Source organism: Gottfriedia sp. NPDC057991 (genome assembly GCF_042886615.1).
Lineage (GTDB): Bacteria > Bacillota > Bacilli > Bacillales > Bacillaceae_G > Gottfriedia.
On the sequence record NZ_JBHVQN010000002.1, the window covers coordinates 470930 to 494114 of the forward strand.

The 23185-nt window shown below is 32.5% G+C and carries 20 protein-coding genes; 14 read left to right on the forward strand and 6 right to left on the reverse strand.

All coding sequences use genetic code 11. From position 1 onward, the window contains the following. Nucleotides 1-5: 5 nt before the first annotated feature. Nucleotides 6-461: a hypothetical protein gene (locus tag ACFVR2_RS09695; RefSeq protein ID WP_387361173.1), complete on the forward strand. Its 456-nt coding sequence runs from the start codon at nucleotides 6-8 to the stop codon at nucleotides 459-461. After that, nucleotides 458-1669: a DUF4097 family beta strand repeat-containing protein gene (locus ACFVR2_RS09700; RefSeq protein ID WP_387361175.1), complete on the forward strand. Its 1212-nt coding sequence runs from the start codon at nucleotides 458-460 to the stop codon at nucleotides 1667-1669. Before ACFVR2_RS09695 ends, ACFVR2_RS09700 begins: the two co-directional genes overlap by 4 nt. A gap of 116 nt (nucleotides 1670-1785) precedes the next feature. Here ACFVR2_RS09700 and ACFVR2_RS09705 read toward each other — a convergent pair whose 3' ends face one another. The 3 genes from ACFVR2_RS09705 to ACFVR2_RS09715 form a co-directional block, all read right to left on the reverse strand. Further along, nucleotides 1786-2451, reverse strand: a complete 666-nt coding sequence (locus tag ACFVR2_RS09705) for a DUF2642 domain-containing protein (RefSeq protein ID WP_387361177.1) — start codon at nucleotides 2449-2451, stop codon at nucleotides 1786-1788. Nucleotides 2452-2482: 31 nt separating this feature from the next. Continuing rightward, on the reverse strand, nucleotides 2483-3841 hold the full coding sequence (locus ACFVR2_RS09710) for an arsenic transporter (protein WP_387361179.1): 1359 nt from the start codon (nucleotides 3839-3841) through the stop codon (nucleotides 2483-2485). 248 nt (nucleotides 3842-4089) lie between these two features. Further along, entirely contained in the window at nucleotides 4090-4419 is a 330-nt protein-coding gene (locus ACFVR2_RS09715; RefSeq protein WP_387361181.1) for a DUF1904 family protein, read from the reverse strand. A 158-nt stretch (nucleotides 4420-4577) separates the two neighbouring features. On the opposite strand from ACFVR2_RS09715, the gene ACFVR2_RS09720 reads away from it, so the two are divergent. The 6 genes from ACFVR2_RS09720 (at nucleotide 4578) to katG (ending at nucleotide 12654) form a co-directional block, all read left to right on the forward strand. Then, on the forward strand, nucleotides 4578-5267 hold the full coding sequence (locus ACFVR2_RS09720; RefSeq protein WP_387361183.1) for an alpha/beta fold hydrolase: 690 nt from the start codon (nucleotides 4578-4580) through the stop codon (nucleotides 5265-5267). A gap of 686 nt (nucleotides 5268-5953) precedes the next feature. Further along, the gene (qoxA, locus tag ACFVR2_RS09725; protein WP_097975828.1) at nucleotides 5954-6853 is read left to right on the forward strand and encodes a cytochrome aa3 quinol oxidase subunit II; all 900 of its coding nucleotides are present in this window, start codon (nucleotides 5954-5956) and stop codon (nucleotides 6851-6853) included. Continuing rightward, entirely contained in the window at nucleotides 6853-8817 is a 1965-nt protein-coding gene (gene qoxB, locus ACFVR2_RS09730) for a cytochrome aa3 quinol oxidase subunit I (RefSeq protein WP_387361185.1), read from the forward strand. Before qoxA ends, qoxB begins: the two co-directional genes overlap by 1 nt. Beyond that, nucleotides 8786-9385, forward strand: a complete 600-nt coding sequence (locus ACFVR2_RS09735; protein WP_056474257.1) for a cytochrome c oxidase subunit 3 — start codon at nucleotides 8786-8788, stop codon at nucleotides 9383-9385. Before qoxB ends, ACFVR2_RS09735 begins: the two co-directional genes overlap by 32 nt. Continuing rightward, on the forward strand, nucleotides 9382-9663 hold the full coding sequence (gene qoxD, locus ACFVR2_RS09740) for a cytochrome aa3 quinol oxidase subunit IV (protein WP_387361187.1): 282 nt from the start codon (nucleotides 9382-9384) through the stop codon (nucleotides 9661-9663). Before ACFVR2_RS09735 ends, qoxD begins: the two co-directional genes overlap by 4 nt. A gap of 807 nt (nucleotides 9664-10470) precedes the next feature. Next, nucleotides 10471-12654, forward strand: a complete 2184-nt coding sequence (katG, locus tag ACFVR2_RS09745; RefSeq protein ID WP_387361189.1) for a catalase/peroxidase HPI — start codon at nucleotides 10471-10473, stop codon at nucleotides 12652-12654. 862 nt (nucleotides 12655-13516) lie between these two features. Here the strand turns inward: katG and ACFVR2_RS09750 are convergent. Continuing rightward, complete coding sequence (locus ACFVR2_RS09750) at nucleotides 13517-14728, reverse strand: MFS transporter (RefSeq protein WP_387361191.1); 1212 nt, start codon at nucleotides 14726-14728, stop codon at nucleotides 13517-13519. A gap of 183 nt (nucleotides 14729-14911) precedes the next feature. Here ACFVR2_RS09750 and ACFVR2_RS09755 point away from each other — a divergent pair, with 183 nt between their 5' ends. Together ACFVR2_RS09755 and ACFVR2_RS09760 are read left to right on the forward strand one after the other, a co-directional pair. Continuing rightward, the gene (locus tag ACFVR2_RS09755) at nucleotides 14912-15580 is read left to right on the forward strand and encodes a DNA alkylation repair protein (protein WP_387361193.1); all 669 of its coding nucleotides are present in this window, start codon (nucleotides 14912-14914) and stop codon (nucleotides 15578-15580) included. Nucleotides 15581-15801: 221 nt separating this feature from the next. After that, the gene (locus tag ACFVR2_RS09760; protein WP_387361195.1) at nucleotides 15802-17007 is read left to right on the forward strand and encodes a D-alanyl-D-alanine carboxypeptidase family protein; all 1206 of its coding nucleotides are present in this window, start codon (nucleotides 15802-15804) and stop codon (nucleotides 17005-17007) included. Between the two features lie 44 nt (nucleotides 17008-17051). Here the strand turns inward: ACFVR2_RS09760 and ACFVR2_RS09765 are convergent, their stop codons facing one another. Both ACFVR2_RS09765 and ACFVR2_RS09770 read right to left on the reverse strand, forming a co-directional pair. Then, nucleotides 17052-18062 (reverse strand): inorganic phosphate transporter, encoded by a 1011-nt coding sequence (locus ACFVR2_RS09765; RefSeq protein WP_387361197.1) that lies wholly within the window; start codon nucleotides 18060-18062, stop codon nucleotides 17052-17054. 11 nt (nucleotides 18063-18073) lie between these two features. Continuing rightward, a complete protein-coding gene (locus ACFVR2_RS09770; protein WP_387361199.1) occupies nucleotides 18074-18694 on the reverse strand; it encodes a DUF47 domain-containing protein in 621 nt (206 codons plus the stop codon). 323 nt (nucleotides 18695-19017) lie between these two features. Between ACFVR2_RS09770 and ACFVR2_RS09775 the strand changes: the two genes are divergently transcribed. The 4 genes from ACFVR2_RS09775 (at nucleotide 19018) to ACFVR2_RS09790 (ending at nucleotide 23157) form a co-directional block, all read left to right on the forward strand. Beyond that, nucleotides 19018-20412 carry an aldehyde dehydrogenase gene (locus tag ACFVR2_RS09775; RefSeq protein ID WP_387361201.1) on the forward strand — a complete coding sequence of 465 codons (1395 nt, stop codon included), beginning with the start codon at nucleotides 19018-19020 and terminating at the stop codon, nucleotides 20410-20412. A 115-nt stretch (nucleotides 20413-20527) separates the two neighbouring features. Continuing rightward, on the forward strand, nucleotides 20528-21502 hold the full coding sequence (locus ACFVR2_RS09780; protein ID WP_387361203.1) for an ABC transporter ATP-binding protein: 975 nt from the start codon (nucleotides 20528-20530) through the stop codon (nucleotides 21500-21502). Next, nucleotides 21499-22350: an ABC transporter permease gene (locus ACFVR2_RS09785; protein WP_387361205.1), complete on the forward strand. Its 852-nt coding sequence runs from the start codon at nucleotides 21499-21501 to the stop codon at nucleotides 22348-22350. The genes ACFVR2_RS09780 and ACFVR2_RS09785 overlap by 4 nt, the downstream gene beginning before the upstream one ends. After that, entirely contained in the window at nucleotides 22351-23157 is an 807-nt protein-coding gene (locus tag ACFVR2_RS09790; protein ID WP_387361207.1) for an ABC transporter permease, read from the forward strand. It abuts the gene before it with no gap. Nucleotides 23158-23185 lie beyond the last annotated feature (28 nt).

The following is a 23185-nucleotide window of genomic DNA, read 5'->3' on the forward strand; positions in this document are numbered from 1 at the left end:
AAACTTTGAAAAAACGTAAAAAATTAGTTTATTTATTATCGATCTTACCTGGTCTTGGCCATTTTTATTTAGGATTAATGAGTCGAGGATTGCAGTTTATGCTGTTATTTTTCGGTACAGTATTTTTAACACATTTAATTTCAAGCTTTGGATTTTTTATACCAGTCATCGTATTTTATAGTTACTTTGATGCACTTCAATATCATAGTAAATATCGTGAGGACATTGAATTGGTAGATGAGCCAATCGTAAATTATCAATTTAAATTTAATAAGTTTTTAATTGGTTGGGTATTAATCGGTTTTGGTTGCTTATCTTTATTAGAGAACGCTTCAGATTATATTTCTAGACATTATAATATCTTTATTGACTATAATTTAATACAAAATTTACTAATCAGTATTGTTTTTGTCGGACTTGGTATTAAATTATTAACTGGAAAGTCGAAAAAAGAAGTATGAGGAATTGGAAGGTTGGCACTATAACAGCGGGAATTATATTAATCGCAATTGGTTTACTATGGTTTCTACAAAATTTTATTTCAATTCCTTATTCGAAGCTTCTAATTAGTGCATGGCCAGTTGCTTGTATTTTATTAGGAATTGAAATATTACTATTCCATTTAGTAAGAAAAGAAGACTCACTTCGTTTTCATGGATTTAGTATTTTTTTACTTATATTAATGATGGTTGTTTCAATCCTATTTAGTATTGGTCATTTGTTTGTCAAAGAAATTGGTTATACATTCAAAACTAAAAATATTGAAATAAATGATTCGAAAACGATCACTTCATCAATTAATGAAGTTATTATTAAAGCTAATAATAGTGACATTAGTGTAAATGGAACTGATTCTAGTGCTGTAAACGTAAATGGTAATATAAGAGTTCCAGATCGGAATAAAAAAGACGATGAAAAAATATCAGATTATTATTCAGTAAAAACACTTGGTCATAAAATGATTATCGAGATTCGTAATGATGACAATCAGATTTTTCACTTTGATAATGACAGTTCACAACTAAATATTGATTTGCCTAAAAGCATTTTAACGAATATAAACGTAAAAAATGGCTCTGTAAATTTAACAAATAAAAACAATAAAACAGTAATCCATTCAAATGACGGTCAAATTAGTATTGAAAATGTAACTGGAAACTTAGTTGCAAAAACTAGAAATGGTTCGATCAGCTTAACGAATGCAAATTTAAAAAGTGATAGTGAAATTGCAACGAATGATGGTGAAATCACAATCAAAAATATTTCTGGTTATTTAAATTCCACTACAAGAGATGGTAGCATTTCGATTGAACATGCAAATATTGAAGGAACAAGCGAAATAACGACTTATGATGGAGAAATTAACTTAAGTGACTATAAAGGAAAAATTAACGCAAAAACAAATAATGGTGCAATTAATGTTGAAGATGCATTATTAAATGGTAATAGTAAAATTTCTTCTGATGATGGTGAAATTCAAATCGACCTACTAAAGGATAATAATCTAACGATCAATGCGGAAACAAATGATGGTGGCTTCAGTGGTAATATTGGATGGGAAATGAAAAATAAAGATGAAAATCATACGAATAAGGCGATGGTTGGAAGTGGCGAACATCAACTTTATTTAAAAACGAGGAATGGATCAATTTACGTAAATAAAGATTAGTAGATTAAGAGCCCCAGGCATTGCATGGGGCTCTTTTTTTCTTAAGACGGATTAGAATTTGCTTTTTAATCAAAAAAAAACCTTTAAATACATTTTGTATCAAAGGTTGTATCCAGTTAAGGTAAGTGTACAGATTTGATATGTCCCAGTTTTAGATAAACATTTTGTCCACTCGCAACGGAAAGTTCTATTTGATTATTATCTACTTTATTTAAAAGCCCAATTTTCATTGGATCTGTTCCACCATCAAAAATAACAAGCTTGCCAATTTCTTTTTTAAGCTGAATTTCTAAAGATCTGTGTATTGGTGTAGTAGATGGATGAACCGCTAGCGTCTCATTTGTTAAATTATATGGCACCACTCTATGGTTATATGGTGTGATCCATTTTAAATGTGATAAAGAAATATACATTGTATGAAATACTGGTGAGTAAAATACAAGATAATCATTTAATACGTTCATAATATAACCATGAAAAGTTATATTACCAGTTACATAGATTTCTGAAAATATTCCTTTAGCATTTAGTAAAATTTTACGATAAGAAATTGACTCCATTTCCTGCGTAATGGATGGTTCATTAGGGGTATTTATTTTTTCTTTTAAATTATTATTTTGATATACCATATGGATGTGCATCCAAGGGATATAATAATATTTTATGCCGTTAAAAAGGACTAAAATATCTTGTCCTAAATCAGTAAGAATTCCTTCGAATATGACATCTCCAGATAATCTTACTGAGACTTGTTCTCCAAGTAATGTAGAAACATCACTCACGTAGATCTCCTCCTAGAGGTAAAAGTATTGATTAGTGTGCGAATACTAATTGTACCCAGTAGTATAATAGAAGCAATGTAACAACCGTTGTTAATGGGATAACAATTATTGTGACGCCTAAATAATCTTTCCATTTTACTTTAATTTTATTTTGTTTTAATATGTGCATCCAAATTAATGAAGCAAGAGTACCAATTGGTAATAATAATGAACCCATGTCACTTCCGATGATATTAGCAAGATAAATCGTTTTTAAAGTGATTGGGTCAAGACCCATTTCAGTTAGTGTAATTGTCCCAATCATAAGCGCAGGGTGATTATTAAATAGATTTGATAAAACAGTTACTAAACCGCCCATAATAAAACTCGCTTGGAATAATCCTTGATTAACGATTGGTTCACATTCTTTTACTAAAAACTCCGTTAAACCAGCATTATGAAGCCCATAGATGATTACGTACATTGAAAATGCAAAAATTAATATTTGCCAAGGTGTCTTTTTTAAGATATCTGTAGGTGCTGTTCTTAAGTGGTACCATCTCCAAATTAATAAGACTAAGGAGCCAAGTACTGCAACTAATTCAATTGGGATTGAAAAGTAAGATGCAACGAATAACAAACATCTCATTAAGAATACGAAAGCAAGAACTTTTAACATAAATTTTGTACGTTTCTTTTTCGTTTCTACTGAAATTTTTGTTTTTAGTGGATGGAAGTTTTTTATAAAGAACGATTCTTCAATATCATCCGTTGAAATTGGTAAAGTCTCAGGTAATTTATTCTTTAAAACAACATACATGAGCACCGACATAAACAATAAACCTAATGTTGCAGGGACGAACATCATTGCTGTATGCATATAAAGCGTCATATGCACAATCTTTAACGCGATTAAGTTTACAATATTACTTACTCCGATTGGCGCACTAGATGCTGTCGCAATAAGCGCTCCAGATAATAAATATGGAATTTGTTGGTGTGGTTTTAGACGAAGATTTTTTAATAGAAGGATTAAGATTGGAGTTGTAATTAGAATACTGCCATCATTGTTAAAGAGTAAAGTCATCAAAAAGCATAATAGTTGGATATACCAATATAACCGATAACCCGAACCTTTTGCCAAAGTAACTAGTCGAGCTGCTGACCAATGAAAGAAACCGAAGCTTTCTAAAATAACAGCCATAACAATTGTTGCTATAATTGTAATTGAAGCTCCACCGATTTTCGTTATTATGTCATATAAATCGTGGCGACTAACAATTCCAGTTACTAGAATGATTATTGCTCCAATTGAAGCAGGCCATGCTTCATGAATTCCTTTTGGTCTCCAGAATATGACAGCCATTGTCATAATGAATACAAATGCTGTCATTGCGATTTCAAAATTCATTTTTATTCACCTTTCTCTAATCGGTAGCATTTTTTTGCGTCCTACTTGTCCGATTAATATACTAATATTCAATTTTACTAATCATGTACTTAGTTAGTAGACCATTTTTTATAGTTTGTATATTTGTCCACATAGTTGAAATGTCCTGAAATGACATCGTCCTATAGGTACAGTTGCCTCAGGAAATTCAATTTTCAAAAAAAAAAGGGCCAGCTGTTATGCTGACCGAAGTTATTTTGAAATATCAATTACGAAAATCTCTTTCCATTTATGTAATAACAATCTTCTTGATATGTAATAAATGCAATTTCAAATTCTGGAATATGTAAAGTGTTAATCTGTTTTTCAATTGTAGCTGCGAAACGATCTCTAGTTTCATCGCCACGTTCAAACCACTTTACTTCAATAAATGGAAAGCTTTCTACAATTTCACCATTAAAAATTGAAGTTGAATGAATACAATCAATCGTAAAATTATCAGTTCCACATTCACAAACGACTGCGAGTTCTTCGATTAATGGCTTACTAATTTTGCAAATATCATCAGTTGAAATCCCTTTAATTAATAATTGAGGCATAAATGTCCCACCTTTTTTTCTACAATTATAACTTAATTTACTTTGATAATTAAATGAGTTTAATTTTTCTATGTAGGGTTTTACTTTGTTTACATGGAATATATTTATTTGGCTTTGTAAAAAAACAAAGATCAAAAAAATGTGAAAAGGTGAAATAGATGAAAACAATCGTTATCTGTCACGGAATGAGTTCAGGGGGCTGGGCATGGAAAGAGGTAAAAAGATTATTAGAAAAAGAGGGGCATACAGTATATACACCTACAATGACCGGTTGCGGGGAAAGGTTTCATTTAGCGAATAAAGAAGTAGATTTAAACACTGCAATAAATGATATTGTTAATGTGATTAATTATGAAAATTTACATAATATTGTTCTGATTGGTCATAGTTATGGTGGTGCAGTAGCATCAGGTGTAGTTGATCGAATTCCAGAATTAATCGATGAAGTTATCTATTTAGATGCAATGTTATTAAATGATGGTGAAGCAGTTGTTAATTTGTTTCCAGATGAAATAGTAAATTTTCTTCAAGGATTGATTGATACAAAAGGTGATGGGTGGAAAGTTCCTGTTGTAGAAGAAGAAAGATACGATCATCGTCTAACTGATCATCCTCACAAATGTTTTAAAACTCCGCTGAACCTTAAAAATAAAGAGTTAAACAATATTAAGACTTCCTATATAAACTGTACAGAAAAAGAAAAAAATCCATTTTACTATGGAATTTTTCGATCAGTAGAACGTGCAAAGGAAAGAGGGATGACAATTCATAATTTGAAAGCAGGACATATTCCTAATATTGAAAATCCAACATTGATTGCACAGTTCTTATTGAACATATTATCTTGATTTGGTATTTAGAATATTTCTGTGGATGATAAAAAAACCAATAATTGGTATTGATAATCATTTTCAACTGTGGTAATCTAAGATTAATAAAAGAAGTTTAAGAAATAAGCCATTGTTTTTCTTAGTTCTTCGTTTGTATGCACATTAAAAAGTAAAAAGTAAAATGTGGAATGCGACCCTAGAACCCCCCAATACCCTAAAGAAGAGAAGAACGTGCTAGGACAGTAGTTTTTCTCTTCACCAAATTAATAACCCTGTATTTTGACGCAGATCATTCTGCGTTATTTTTTTTGTGTGAAAATACAGATTATTTTGTGAAATTATATAAAAATTATTATACTAATTTACTAATATGTTAGTTTCAAAAGTGTGAACAAAAAGTTAATCAAAATCTAATATTTGTCTAAAATGTGAACGTTGTGAATAAGTGAGCAATCGTGTGTAACTACTGATATATAAAGGTTTTTTGGAAAAATACATATTTTCAAATATGTCTAAAATGTGAACACTCTTTTTTTCCTTCCAAAATGGAAATTAATTGTTTGTTTTTTTAATTAAAGTATCTTACTATAACTGTGGACATTGTTTGTCATTTTAGTGACAATTTATAAAAATACTTATCTAAGAAATAATTCAAAAAAAACTATTTTGAACTTTTTACTTACGTTATAGGAAGGAAGAGCGAAATGAAAAAATTTCTAATGGGCATGATGATCATGCTGGTTGCATTAGTAATGGGTGCTTGTGATAAGATTGCAGTTCTTAATCCAAAGGGTCCAGTTGCTAAAACGCAAGCGGATACGATTATCTTCTCAATGTTGATGATGTTAGGAGTTTTACTAGTAGTTTACATTCTTTATATTGTAATTCTATATAAATATCGTGCTAGTAAACTACCAAAAGATTATGAACCACCTCATGAAGAGGGAAGTAAAACACTTGAAATTATTTGGACAGTAATCCCAATCATTATTGTTGCAGTTTTATCAGTAGTAACTGTTAAAACAACAAATGCAGTTGAAAGTGTACCAAAAGGTCATGAAAATGATAAACCACTTGTTATTTATGCAAGTTCTTCAAACTGGAAATGGCATTTCTCTTATCCAGAACAAGGAATTGAAACTGTTAACTATGTAAATATTCCAACGAATAGAAATGTAGAATTCAGACTTTATTCATTCGGTCCAATTACAAGTTTTTGGATTCCTCAATTAGGTGGACAAAAATATGCAATGAGTGACATGGTAACGAAATTGAATTTTGTTGCTTCAAATGAAGGTTCTTACATTGGTAAGAACAGTAACTTCAATGGTAAAGGCTTTGCTGGAATGGAATTTGAAGTACTAGCAATGAATAATAAGGATTTTAACGGATGGGTGAAAGACGTTAAAGAAACAGCTCCTGCTTTAACAGAAACAGAGTTTAATAAATTACTAAAAATTGAGCATTTAGGTAGAAAGACATATACTTCGACTCATTTAGGATTTAGACCAGCTCCAGAAGGAAAAAATGCAGGACATCAACATGGTTCTATGAAGGATTCATCTGATCACCATGACATGGATAATATGGAGGGGATGAAATAATGGGTTTTAAATGGGATCACTTTTTTGTAACAGGTGAACCAATGATCTATGGCGCAATGGTGAGTATCGTTGTTGTATCTATTGCTATTGTAATTGGTTTAACCAAATTTAAAAAATGGGGTTATTTATGGAAAGAATGGTTAACAACTGTTGACCATAAACGTATCGGTGTAATGTATATTCTGTGTGCATTATTAATGCTATTCCGTGGTGGAGTAGATGCGTTATTAATGAGAGCACAGCTAGCAGGACCAGATTTAAAAATATTAGATGCACAACATTATAATGAAATTTTTACAACTCACGGCTTAATTATGATTCTGTTCATGGCGATGCCTTTCATTATTGGATTAATGAACATCGTTATTCCTTTACAAATCGGAGCTCGTGACGTAGCATTCCCTTACTTAAATGCAGTTAGTTTCTGGTTATTCTTTGCAGGTGCAATGCTTTTAAACTTAAGCTTTGTTATCGGTGGATCACCTGATGCTGGTTGGACAGCTTACTTCCCTCTAGCTAGTAAGCAATTCAGCCCAGGAGTTGGGAATAACTATTACGCAATTTCGCTTCAAATTGCTGGTCTAGGTACATTAATGACTGGTATTAACTTTATCGTTACAATTTTAAAAATGCGTGCTCCAGGCTTAAAATTAATGAAATTGCCAATGTTTACATGGAGTATCTTAATTACAAACGTTATTATCGTATTTGCATTCCCAGTATTAACAGTAGCTTTAGCATTAATGATGTTTGATCGTGAGTTTGGTACTCAATTCTTTACGATGGCACATGGTAATGATATGCTTTGGGCGAACTTATTCTGGATTTGGGGACATCCTGAAGTTTACATCGTTATTCTTCCAGCATTCGGTATATATAGTGAAATTATAGCTACTTTCTCAAGAAAGAATTTATACGGATATAAGAGCATGGTTGTCAGTATGATCGCCATTTCTGCTTTAAGTTTCCTTGTATGGGTTCACCATTTCTATACGATGGGTCAAGGCTCTGTTGTAAATGGCTTCTTTAGTATTACAACAATGGCCAATAGTATACCGACCGGTGTTAAAATCTTTAACTGGTTGTTTACATTAAGAAAAGGTAAAATCGAATTTACTGTTCCAATGCTGTACTCACTAGCATTTATTCCGATCTTTACAATCGGTGGGGTTACAGGTGTAATGCTAGCTATGGCAAGTGCTGACTACCAATATCATAATACGATGTTCTTAGTTGCTCACTTCCATTATGTATTAATTCCAGGTACTGTTTTTGCGGTAATCGCAGGGTTCTACTATTGGTTCCCTAAAGTATTTGGTTTCAAATTAGATGAAAAAATTGGTAAGATTACGTTCTGGACAATTATCGTTAGCTTTAACGTAACATTCTTCCCATTATTCTTATTAGGATTAAAAGGTATGACTCGTCGTACTTATACTTATAGTGCTGAGTCAGGTTTCGGACCTTTAAACTTGATTGCTACAATCGGAGCTGTTGGGTTAGCAATCGGATTCTGTTTACTTGTTTACAATATTTATTACAGTGTACGATACGCACCAAGAGAAACAACTGGTGATCCATGGAATGCAAGAACATTAGAGTGGGCTACAAGCAGTCCAATTGCTCCTTATAATTTCGCAGTTATTCCGAAAGTTGATTCTTTAGATCCATTCTGGAAAGCTAAAAAAGAAGGTAAGTCTTTACTTGAAGGCGAGATTACAGATATTCATATGCCAAGTAATAGTGGTATACCTTTCATTTTAGGTTCAGCATTTATGGCATTTGGTTTCTTCTTAATATTTGAATGGTGGGTACCAATGATTGTATTTGCAGTTCCTGTCGCACTTTGCTTGATTGCACGTTCTTTCCAACGCGATCATGGCTATCATATTCATAAAGAAGAAATTATTGAAACAGAGAAAAAATTACGAGGTGATCATTATGAGCAGCAGGCCTCTGTATAGTCTAGGTGAAGAAAGTTCTAATAAGATTCTTGGCTTCTGGATATTTTTAGGAGCTGAAATTGCCTTATTCGGAACATTGTTCGCAGTTTACTTCACTTTAGCAAATAACACTGGTTCAGCACCTACTCAAAAAGAATTATTTGAGATGAAAGGTGTAATGATAGAAACATTTGCCCTATTAACAAGTAGTTTTACGATTGGTCTAGTCGTGAACGCAATAAAATTAAATCACAAAAAAGCTTTTATAAGCTTCCTTGTTTTAACACTAGCTTTAGGAGCAGTCTTCTTAGGAGTAGAGATTACAGAATTCTTTACTTATGTTCATGAAGGAGCAACAATCCAAAGTAGTGGAGCATTATCAGCATTATTCGTATTATTAGGTACTCACGGTGCCCACGTATCATTCGGTATGTTATGGGGTATTGCAATCTTAATTCAAGTTTCTCGTGAGGGAATTACAGAAACTACAGCAAACAAAACATTTATTTATTCATTATACTGGCACTTCTTAGACGTAGTATGGATCTTTATCTTTAGTTTTGTTTACGTGAAAGGACTGATTGGATGAGCGCATTATTCCCTAAGCATCAAGTGGTTGGCTTCATCCAATCACTTGTTCTAACAATCATAGCTTTAAGTGTTTACTATTTAAATTTACCATTTAATGTATCACTTATTATTTTAATTGTAACTGCATTATTACAAGGCGGTCTTCAGTTAATTGTTTTCATGCATATGAATGAAAATGAAAATAAGCGAGTATTATATATCAATTTAGGTTACGCAGTATTTATTGCAGTAGCAATTGTCTTCGGTACTCTTTGGACATTAGTTTGGGGTATGTAATATAAAAAAGCTCTTCGATATTCGAAGAGCTTTTTAATATGTTGAAAAACAATCTTGTCAATTAATTATCAAATTTTCGTAAAGGAGTAGAGTGATGTTGATTTCCATTACAGGATGCTCGCTTTCCATGGGGCGAGAGCTGAGCCTTCTCGGCAAGCCTGCGGGGTCTCAGCCTTCCCGCATATCCCATAGGAGTCGAGCATCCCTCCATTCCAATCAACTAATTCATCAAAACAAGTTTACGATAAAAACCTAATTTAATATCCTTTACTTAGTGAAATCTAACAGAATATTAAACAGTTTGTAAGTCAATTAAAATTTGACATCAACTCTGAAAAGCTCTTCTAAATTCGAAGAGCTTTTTTCACTTTTTTATAGGTAGTATTTTGATTTTCTTACACAACTTAATGTAAGATCGTTTAATTAAGTAAAATAAAAAAGGGGTAAATCAATTAGATAGCAGGTCGATTTGTATTAAATGTAGAAGTAAGTAATTAATATTCGAGGTTATACTTATGAACGATTACATAAAAACACGAGGGATAAGGTTTGAAATGAGACTGTATTAACAATTGGTTGATGTCTCTAATTGAATTAAAGTTGGACAAAGTATTCCTCCTTCTAAGATAATGTCATCAATTGTTCACAATGTTATGAATAATATCTTATTTGTGATCGTTATTTCTATTATTATATGTAATAGTTTAATATAATGATTGCATAATAATTAATCATATCTTGTTTGAAATGTAATACAAGATACATAATTATTTGGGTATTTATTTACTTTTAAGGAGGAAAACAAATATGGAAACGAATGACAATTCTAACATTGCAAAGTGCCCGTTTAATCACGGTAGCACTACTACTCCTAAATCAGGTGGTACAGTAAATAAAGACTGGTGGCCAAACCAGTTAAATTTGAACATTCTACACCAGAATGACAGAAAATCTAACCCTATGGATGAAGAATTTAATTATGCAGAAGCATTTAACAAGTTAGACTATCAAGCACTTAAGCAGGATCTTCACACCCTTATGACAGACAGTCAAGATTGGTGGCCAGCTGATTATGGACATTATGGTCCATTCTTTATACGTATGGCTTGGCACTCAGCAGGTACATATCGTACAGGTGATGGCCGTGGTGGAGGAGGAACAGGTACACAGCGTTTTGCTCCACTAAATAGTTGGCCTGATAACGGAAATCTCGATAAAGCCCGTCGACTGCTTTGGCCAATAAAGCAAAAGTATGGTAACAAGATTTCTTGGGCTGATTTATTTATACTAACAGGTAATGTTGCTATTGAATCAATGGGCGGTAAAACATTTGGTTTTGGAGGAGGTCGCGAAGACGTTTGGCATCCAGAAGAAGACGTCTACTGGGGTAATGAAACGGAATGGTTAGGGGATAAGCGTTACACGGGTGATCGTGACCTTGTGAATCCACTGGCTGCTGTTCAAATGGGGCTTATCTATGTTAACCCAGAGGGACCAAACGGTAACCCAGATCCTATTGCAAGTGGCCGTGACATACGCGAAACCTTTGCTCGTATGGGAATGAATGATGAAGAAACAGTGGCACTAATCGCCGGAGGACATACTTTTGGTAAAGCACATGGCGCAGGAGATGCTGCTCACGTTGGTCCAGAACCAGAAGCAGCGCCAATTCATTCTCAAGGCTTAGGCTGGCTAAGCACTCATGGCTCTGGTAAAGGTAGTGACACTATTACTAGTGGTATTGAAGGTGCCTGGACTGCAAACCCAACAAAATGGGATAATGGTTACTTTGACTTATTGTTTAAATATCAATGGTGGCTTACTAAGAGTCCAGCAGGTGCCTTTCAATGGCTCGCTGTAAATCCTGAGGAGAAGGATCTTGCTCCAGATGCAGAAGATCCGACCGTTCGTGTTCCTACCATGATGACTACTGCTGATATGGCATTGCGTTTTGATCCAGATTATGAAATGATATCTCGTCGTTTCCATGAAAATCCAGAAGATTTTGCTGATGCATTTGCTCGTGCATGGTTTAAACTAACGCACAGAGATATGGGTCCCCGTTCAAGATATCTAGGTCCAGAAGTCCCAGAAGAAGTTCTAATATGGCAAGATCCTATACTTGCTTGTGAATATGAAATAACTGATGCAGAGGTTGAAAAGATCAAATTAATGATCCTTGACACAGGACTTACTATTAGCGAGTTAGTAAATACTGCTTGGGCTTCAGCAAGTACTTTCCGTGGCTCAGATATGCGTGGCGGTGCTAATGGAGCTCGAATCCGCCTAACTCCACAGAAGAATTGGGAAGTAAATCAACCTGACCAACTTGCAAAAGTACTGAATGTACTAGAGAGTATTCAAAACCATCTACATAAGAAAGTCAGCATGGCCGACTTGATTGTACTTGGTGGTAGTGCCGCAGTAGAAAAAGCTGCACAAGATGCTGGTTTTGATGTGAAAGTTCCTTTTACTCCAGGACGTGGAGATGCTATACAAAAGCAAACAGATATAGAAAGCTTTGCAGTGCTAGAGCCTATCGCTGATGGTTTCCGAAACTATCAAAAGAAACAGTATAGTGTAAATTCAGCAGAGCTATTAGTAGATAAGGCACAACTATTAGGCCTTACTGCACCAGAAATGACTGCACTTATAGGCGGCATGCGCGTACTAGGTACAAACTATAATGGCACACAGCACGGAGTGTTTACTGATCGAGTTGGCACACTTACTAATGACTTCTTTGTAAACTTGCTAGACATGGGAATTGCATGGACACCTGTAGACGGAGACGTATTTGAAGGACGTGATCGTAAGTCAGGTGAGAAAGTACGTACTGCAACTAGTGTTGATTTAGTGTTCGGTTCAAATTCAGTGCTACGCGCGATAGTAGAAGTGTATGCTCAAGACGATAACAAAGAGAAGTTTGTGCGTGACTTTATCGCTGCATGGGTTAAAGTCATGAATGCAGATCGCTTCGATCTTGCATGAGAAAACATAGATTATGAAAAAACTAAACTTAAATATAATTTAAAGAAAAATCCTTCCTGAACTATCAGGGAGGATTTTTCATTTGTACCAGCAGAATATAGGGAGCAAATCCCAAGAGACTTAGCAGAGAAGTATGTAACGTAAGAGCCAGGGTATTAGTGGTGACTTGGAATTTAAATAATGAAATGAAAATATAAATGCTGAATAACTAAAGGATGGATTGTTGCTGGCATTCAGTCTGAAAATTAAAGCTTTGTTTGTCTACATACAAAAGGCTGCCTTATAAACATCCTTTTTCAGAGTGTTGAAATATATTGAAGTCATTATTGGAAAATACAAACATTATGAATTTCTATGAAAAAAGTATTTATTTATTATTGTTGTCTCTGTCATCTTATTGTTAAACAAGTGATATTGGTTGATAGATAAATGTTTTAACTAACCTGAAATAATTCAATATATTTATTTTCATAATAAATAATATATCTTTTTTTGACGTTCAATATTTGTAAAGATGTGTAAGTCGTCCTCATAAGTTACAATTTGATTAATAAAGTGTAATTCAATCGTACTATTGATTGTTCTATTGTTTCTATGATTATTCTTTTTTATTAAGAGTTGATTGGAACGAAAGGGTGCTCGACTCCTATGGGAGAAGCGGGAAGGCTGAGACCCCGCAGGCACCGCCGAGGAGGCTCAGGTCTCGCCCCATGGAAAGCGAGCACACTGTAGTGGAAATCAATATGATACAACTTACTTATCAATGATTAATCCAACAATTAAATTACAAATTCTTTTTTTAACAGCCATTTTAGGTTGTAAATTAAGATTTAAAAGAACTTTTACGAAAATACTATCATACTTAAGTTGATTTTTTACGATCATTTGGCAGCATAAAAGCTACTAAACCTAATAGTGGTAAGAAGCTACATAAATTCATTACGAATTTTAGGCTAGTTGCATCGGCAATTACACCTAATAATACTGCTCCTAAAGCACCCATTCCAAATGCTAAGCCAACTATTAATCCACTTACTAAACCAACTTTTCCAGGAACGAGTTCTTGAGCGTAAACAACAATTACACTAAAAGAACTGGAACTAATGATCCCAATTAAAAATAATATCGGAATAACTGCCAGTAATGAGATATGAGGTAATAATAATGCTAATGGAAATGTACCAACTAATGAAAATAAGATCATATTCCGTTTTCCGAAGCGATCAGCTAGTGTTCCACCTATGAAAGTACCTATAACGCCTGCAATCATAAAGATAAATAAATATAATTGTGTACTTTTAATCGATAAACCATAACTTTTAATTAAGTAAAACTGATAATAATTTCCTATACCTGCTGAGTACCACGAACGTGCAAATGTAATAAATACTAGCAGGATAATAGCAAATTTTACAGCTGATGTAATTTTGATATTTTCACCCGAAGACTGGCCTTTACCTTTTAATTTAAACGGGTTTTCTTTCAGTTTTTTTCGATACCATGTGGATACGTAAATTAATACACAAATTCCAATGGCAGCTAGAATCGTAAACCATGCAGCACCTTTTTGTCCTAGCGGTACGAAAATTAGTGCTGTAAAGATTGGAGCCAGTGAGTTCCCTGTATTTCCGCCTACCTGGTAGATAGCTTGCGAGAGTCCTCTTTTTGAACCAGATGCTAAAAAGGCTACTTTAGAGCCCTCTGGATGAAAGATGGCAGAACCTATACCAATTAATAGAACTGATAATAATACAATAAATAAATTAGGAGCAAATGCTAAGCAAAGCATTCCTAATAAACTGGATGCCATCCCAATAGGTAGGAGAAATGGTGACGGCTTTCGATCGGAAAAAATCCCAAATACGGGTTGCATTACAGAGGAAGTCATATTTAGCGCAAAGGCTATGAATCCAATTTCTGTATAAGTTAAATTCATTGTCTTTTCTAAAATTGGAAATATGGCTGGTACAACTGCTTGCATAGAATCATTTAATAAATGGCCTAAACTGATTGCAAATAAAATTTGATACATAGTTGACTGATTAATAACCTTTGTATTAACTGCTGGTTGCATAATATCCTCCTTTCTTATTGACCTATCTATCATAAACTAATCTTCGGAAAATTTACACAATTTTGCCTTATACACTTTTCATTAATCTTTATGCTCATTTATAATAGAAGAAATAATAAGTAGCTATGCCAAGTGAATTTAATAATAAAGAAGATCATGATTGTAATTGATAGGGAGTGTAGAATGGACAGCTATTCAACAGAGTTAATGAGATTTTTTAAAGAACATAAAAATGATATAAATCGGCCCACAATGGAAGCGTATATGAAAAATAGATTTACATTTTTAGGGATTAAAGCACCAGAACGAAATGCACTGTTGAGACAGTTTCGAATGAGTAATGGTGAACCACCAAATTTAGAAACAATAATCGATATATGGAGCTTAGAGGAAAGAGAATTTCAATATATTGCATTAGCATGTTTAGACCGCCAATATAAAAAAGCAGAGCTCGAAAGGATTAAATTATATGAACAACTAGTAGTCGAAAAGTCTTGGTGGGATACAGTTGATACAATTGCTGGACGATTGATTAGTTATCATTTTTTAATTTATCCAGAATTGATTGATGAGTATGCTAATAGGTGGATATGCTCGGATAATATGTGGCTGAATAGAGCAGCGTTATTATTTCAAATGAAGTTTAAGGAGAAAACTGATCAAGAGCGTTTATTTCATTATTGCCGTCTACTCAAAGAAAGCAAAGAATTTTTTATTCAAAAAGCAATAGGTTGGGCGTTAAGAGAATATTCCTATCTCAATCCTAAAGAGGTTGAATTATTTATCAAACAAACTAATTTATCATCTTTAAGCAAAAGGGAGGGATTAAAATATATTGATAAATTAAAGTAATAGATCTGTCGATTTTCCGGGAAATAACCGATATATTTTATTTTAAGTGAAAACTACTGTTAAATTAAGTAAGTTGAGACATTAGTATGAAAAGGTTATAATAGGTGCATTATTGTTTTTTCAAACCACTCCTCTTTTGTAGAGTAGCGTTATTTAAATTTGAGTTATGTAACCTGTACGAAATAACTAAATGAAAAAAGTTCAAAGGAGATTTAGTGTTCATGAAATCTACTTTTAATTATATTATAAAATTATGTCTATGTATTAGCTTAATAAGTAGCTTCTTTATTCAAAAAACTGTACACGCAGAAGAAATAAAGCTATTTAGTGATAAAGCAATTTCAATATTGGCTGATAGTGGGGAAGTAATTTATAGTAAGAACGCAAATAAAGTTGATTTCCCAGCTAGCACAACTAAAATAATGACCGCAATGGTTATGATGGATCATTTAAAAGAGAATGATAAAATTCAAATGACAAAAAGAAGTATCCAAGAAGAAAAAAGTAATTCTCAAATCCTTTTTTCTGAAGGAGAAGTTTTAGAGCGAAATACAGCATTAAAAACAATGATGATTTTAAGTGCCAATGATTTAGCATATGCAATTGGTGAAAGAGTTGGCGGAAACATGGACAACTTCGTAAAAATGATGAATGAAAAAGCTAAAAAGATTGGTGCAAATCACACAAATTTCATGAATCCAAATGGTCTTCACAATGTAAATCATTATACAACTGCACATGATTTAGCTTTAATTACAAAGGAAGCTTTAAAATACCCATTAATCATTAAAGCAATGGGTACAAAAGATGCTCATATTAATACATCTAAGCAAAAGAATGTATATATTTTTAATCGTGGAAAAATGTTCAAAAATCCTTACTTTTATGCAGGGAAAACTGGATATACTGATTCTGCTAGGAATACTTTAATTGAAATAGATAAAAAAGACGGCCAAATGATTATAAATATTTTATTACGTTCATCAAAACCGCAATATCTACAAGATATTAAGTTATTAGATTCCTATTCATTTTCAAGAATCCATAAAAAAACGCTGATAAAACAAAGTGATTGGCAGAGGGAATTAAAAATAAGAGATGATTTAATTCAAACAAAAATACCGAACGATTTATCTTTTTTGACTGCATTAGGTGCGAATACAAATTACGATATTAAATTAAAACCCTTAACTGCAATTGATAAATCATACAAGAAAAATGGGATTTCTAAAAATCAAAAAATTGGGACAGTTGAAGTATGGGCCAATAATGAAAAACTTTTCAGTTCTGAGTTATTAGCTTCTAAATCGTATGACCGTCCGACAATCCTTTCTATGAATTCCTTTATCATTGCAGGATCGGTAATTTTACTTTTGCTGTTAATATTTTTTATTACAAAACCAAAAAGGAAAAGAGAATATATGTAAATAAAAAAGGCGAATCGTATTTTTTACGTTTCGCCTTTTTATCATTAAAGTAAGATTAATTTTAGAATTTGATAGAAAATTGCAGCTACTGTTGCTGAAATTGGGATTGTAATAATCCAAGTAATTACCATACGTTGAGCAGTACCCCAGTTTACATCTTTAACACGTTGAGCAGAACCTACCCCCATAATAGAAGATGAAATTACGTGAGTTGTACTTACTGGTAAATGTAAAGCAGTAAATGTGAAAATAATAGCTGCTGAAGATAAGTCAGCTGCTGCACCATTAATCGGGCGAATTTTCATGATTTTACCACCAACAGTTTTAATAATTTTCCATCCACCAACTGAAGTACCAATAGCCATTGCCATAGCACAACCGATACGTACCCATAAAGGAACGTCTGCACCTGCTGGTTCAATTTTAGCGGCAATTAAAGCGATCATGATAATTCCCATTGCTTTTTGTGCATCATTTGTACCGTGAGTAAATGACTGTAAAGAAGCAGTGAAAATTTGAACTAGTCTAAAGCCTTTATTAGTTTTAGCTAGGTTAGAACGTCTAAAAATAGTTCCTAAAATTGTCATAACGATAAAACCAAGCGTAATTGCAATGACAGGGGAAATTAATAAAGCTTCGATAATTTTAATAAAACCGTCCGCCTCTAAAACGTCAAATCCTTTTGCTGAGACAGCGGCACCAGCAATTGCACCAATGATTGCATGAGAAGAACTACTTGGAATACCGAAATACCAAGTTAATAAGTTCCAAAAGATACCACCTAATAAAGCAGCAATCACGACAACTAGTCCGCTTGAACCTTCAATTGTAATCGGATCAACGATACCAGTTGTAATCGTTTTGGCAACTCCTGTAAATGTGATTGCACCAATGAAATTCATTACAGCTGCTATTAAAATAGCTGTACGTGGTTTCAAAGCCTTTGTTGAAACGGACGTTGCAATTGCATTAGCAGTATCATGAAATCCATTAATAAAATCAAACAAAAATGCAAAAATCACGATTAATATCGTAAGTAAAAATAAATGCTCCATTTTATGACTCCTTACGCATTTCGCATGATAATTTGCTCAAGAGTGTTTGCTACATCCTGTGCACTATCAGCTACAGATTCTAAACCTTCGTAGATTTCTTTATACTGAATAATTTTAATAGGATCTTTTTCATTCATAAATAATTGCTTAATTGAAGTACGTAATAATTCATCACATTGAGATTCGTAATCCTTAATTTTGATTGCATGAACGCGGATTTCTAATAATTTTTTATTGGAAAGTAATTTAACTGCAAGTAAAATTTCTTCAACAGCTTTTTGAAGAATATCAACGAATTTTACCATGTATTCATCAGCAGATGTGATTGAATACATTTCAAATCGAGCTGAACAATGTTCAAATCCATCTAATACATCATCCATTTTCATTGCAAGTTGTAAAATATCTTCTCGCTCAATTGGAGTAATAAAGGTTTTGTTTAATTCTACGATTAAAGAGTGAATAAACTTATCACCTTTTGTTTCATATTCTTTCATTTCTTCTTGAAACTTCTTTAAGTCGCTTGCATTTTTTATTTTAAAATCAACGTAATAATTCGATGATACGTGCAAGTTCTCAGCTATACCTAAAAGCTTTTCAAAGAATACATCCTTTTTTTGTCCAAAAAACATTATGATTCCTCCAACTAAAACATATAATTTATTATCACCTTCACATTTGTCAGTTAATTTTAAAATGTCAGAAACTATGTAAAAATGTCGAAAAAAGTAAAGGCCACGTTAATAATAATAATTGGTTTTTGAAATTAATCAATTAAAAACGTTTAATTAATTTACAAATTTACAATATCTTTACAATTCCTTAACAAAGTTAATATTTCGATTCCTACATTAGTTAATATTAATAATAGTATTCACAGAATTATTGACTTTATGTGAGATTTTAATTTAGCATTAGATTATACGTTTAAACTATTGGACTAAAAAAGGATGTGATGATTTTGGAAAGTACATATAAAGCATCTGAAATTACACAATTAGTAACTAAGCAAAAAGCATTTTTTCAGACTGGTTCAACTAAAACTTCAAATTTTCGAATTGAACAATTAAGAAAATTATATAAATCAATCGTAGAGAACGAGGATGAAATAAAAATAGCCTTAAAAAAGGATTTAAATAAGTCAGATTTTGAAGCCTATATGACTGAAATAGGATTTACTTTAAAAGAAATTTCGGAAGCAATTAAACAGATTAAAAAATGGATGAAGCCTAAAAAAGTTAAAACTCCGCTTACGCATATTGGTACAAAAGGATATATTTACAGAGAACCGTATGGAGTAACATTAATTATCTCACCTTGGAATTACCCATTTCAATTAACGATGGCTCCATTAATTGGTGCAATAATTGGTGGAAATACTGCTATTATTAAACCATCGGAATTAACGCCAAATACATCAATCATTATTAATAAAATAATTAATGAGAATTTTGATAAAGAATATATCGCGGTAATTAATGGTGGAATTGAAGAGAGCAAGATACTATTACAACAAAAGTTTGATTTCATCTTTTTTACTGGCAGTGTTCAAGTTGGAAAAATTGTGATGGAAGCAGCAAGTAAAAATTTAACGCCATTAATACTTGAATTAGGTGGGAAAAGCCCCACAATTGTACATGTCGATTCGAATATCCAACTAGCTGCGAAAAGAATTGTTTGGGGGAAATTTACGAATGCAGGACAAACTTGTATTGCGCCAGATTATATTTATGTCCACAAATCAGTAAAAATGGATTTTATTGATGCATTAAAGAATGAAATTGTTCAGTTTTATAGTAATAAACCTTTGTTAAATAATGATTATACAAAGATCATTAGTGATCGCCATTTTAATCGTTTGGTTGGCTTTTTGAATAATGGTGAAATCCTACATGGTGGGGAATTTGATCAATTATCTCATAAAATCGAACCGACTTTAATTTCTGGACTATCTTGGGATTCACCAATAATGTCTGAAGAAATATTCGGTCCAATTTTACCAATCCTTACCTATGAAAATATAGATGAGGTAATAAATGAAATTAATCAACACCCTAAGCCATTAGCACTATATGTCTTTACAGAAAGTAAACAGATAGCTAATGAAGTAATTGAGAGAGTTCCATTTGGTGGTGGATGTGTAAACGATACTCTTTATCATATGGCGAATCCTAATTTACCTTTCGGTGGGGTAGGAGAAAGTGGTTCAGGAAATTATCATGGGGAGTACAGTTTTGCTGCTTTTACACATGAAAAAAGTGTCCTTTTACAAACAACTAAAATTGACTTGAAAATCAGATATCATACAACAAAAAACGCTTTACGGTTTATTCGTAAATTGTTAAAATAAAGGTTAATTGTAACTTAGTTTCTTAGCTCCTTGACAAAAGGGGCTTTTTATATGTTAAAAATAATTTATTCATTTTTACATAATAATAAAATAATAATATAGATGGGACGCGAAAATGAAAAATATAATTGAAATTGAACAAATCGAGAAAAAATTTAGTGAAAATAATGTGATTTCTCCACTTTCATTAGAAATTTATTCTGGAGAATTCTTAACAATTTTAGGACCAAGTGGTTGTGGGAAAACGACACTTTTAAGAATGATTGCTGGTTTTGAAGAACCATCATCAGGTGTGATCAAACTAAATGGAGAAGCGATTAATAGTTTACCTCCATATAAAAGGGATATGAACTTAGTGTTCCAACACTATGCATTATTTCCTCATATGAATGTTGAAAGAAATATTCAATTTGGATTAAAAATGAAAGGTATTTCGTTAGAAGAGCAAAAGATCCGTGCTGACGAAGCGATGAGATTAACTCAATTAACTGAATTTAGAAATCGTAAACCTAGTCAGTTATCCGGTGGACAACAGCAAAGGGTTGCAATTGCTCGTGCAATAGTGAACAATCCAAAAGTCTTATTATTAGATGAACCATTAGGAGCACTTGATTTTAAGCTTCGTAAAGATTTACAAAGAGAACTAAAAAATCTTCAACGCGAATTAGGTATTACTTTTATCTATGTAACCCATGATCAAGAAGAAGCGATGAGTATGAGTGATCGAATTGTCGTTATGAATAATGGGAAAATCGAACAAATCGGAACACCGAAAGAAATTTATCAAAATCCAGCAAGCAAATTTGTTGCTACATTTATTGGTGAAAATAATTTATTTGATAAAGGTGTAAAAGAAATTGCTGTTAGACCAGAAAATATTAAAGTTTCTCATGCTACAAATGAAAAAAATACTTATTCAGGCATAATAAGAGATGTAGAATTTGTTGGTACTCTAAATAAAATCTTTATTGATTTACATAAACATGAACAAACGATCATTGTCTATCAAATGCCAGACCAAACAAGTTTTAATAGAAATGATAAAGTTGAGATTAGTTGGAAGTCGGAAGATGAGGTGATTATGTATTGAGAAATGAAAAATACATAATTGCACCTACGATTATCTGGTTATTAGTTTTTTTTCTAGTACCTTTATTATTAATTTTTGGTTTTGCATTTATGAAAAATGGAATGTACGGTGAAATAGAAAAAACATTTACACTAGAAAATATTGTAAAAGTTGTTGACCCACTTTATTTAAAAGTTTTATGGACAACTTTTTGGATTGCTTTAGTAACTACAATAATTACTCTTTTGATTGGATATCCTTATGCATATACAGCTACAGTTGTAAATGAAAAATGGCAGAGGATCTTACTTTTATTAATCACAATCCCTTTTTGGATAAATTTCTTAGTAAGATCTTATGCTTTAATTGTTATCCTTCGTTCAAAAGGGATTATTAACACATTATTAATCCAACTTGGGATTATAAAAGAACCGTTGCAACTACTGTATAATACGCCATCAGTCATAATGGGAATGGTCTATACATTATTACCATTTATGGTGTTACCGATCTTTGTTGCCATTGAACAATTGGATAACAGAAAATTGGATGCCGCTAACGATTTAGGAGCTACTCCATTTCAAACCTTTATATATGTAACTCTTCCATTGACGATGAAGGGGATTTTTGCAGGTAGTATTTTAGTTTTTGTTGCTTCATTTGGAATGTTTGTCGTTTCGGATGTAATGGGTGGATCAAAAGTTGCTTTAATCGGAAATGTCATTCAAAATCAATTCTTAGCAGCAAGGAACTGGCCATTTGGTTCCGCACTTTCAATATTCTTAGTCCTTACTTCAATCGGTTTAATAGGACTTTACTATTTAGCTACAAAAAATATTGGTGCTGATAAAAGTAGAGGTGAAAAATAAATGAAAAAACCTATACTTATTGGATTTTCAACAATTATCTTGATTTGCTTATATTTACCAATCTTGATTTTAATCCTTTTTTCATTTAATAAATCAAAGATTAATGCACAGTGGACTGGGTTTACGTTTGACTGGTACTTAAATTTATTTCATAACCCGCAAGTTATTGATGCCTTTATGAATAGTTTATATATTGCAATTGTAACAACAATCCTTTCAACAATTCTTGGTACTATTTGTGCACTTGCCTTACATAAGCATAAATATAAATTTTCAAATCTTATTAGTGGGCTAGTTTACTTACCAATTGTCGTTCCAGATATACTAATGGGACTTTCATTACTAATACTATTTACTAATTTTCATATTGAATTAGGTAGTATCACAATTATTATTGCCCATGTCACTTTTTGTATATCATATGTAATTATTCTTTTAGCAGCTAGACTTTCAGGAATGTCAACTGATTTAGAAGATGCTGCAAGTGATCTAGGTGCTACACCATGGCAGACGTTTAGATTTGTAACTTTACCAGCGCTAATGCCTGGAATTATTGCTTCAGCACTTTTATGTTTTACATTAAGTATTGATGATTTTGTAATAAGCTTTTTTGTTTCAGGACCGAGTTCAACAACATTGCCAATTTATATTTATGGAATGGTTAAAAAAGGTGTAACTCCTGAAATAAATGCAATTTCGACGATTTTAATTGTTACAATTATATTCTTAATGGTAATTTCTGAGGTTTATCGTACAAAAGGTATTAACAATCAAGAAGAATCAGAGAAAAAATCCTATATCGTCTAAAGTAAAAGTGTTTTCTAGTGACCTTTTT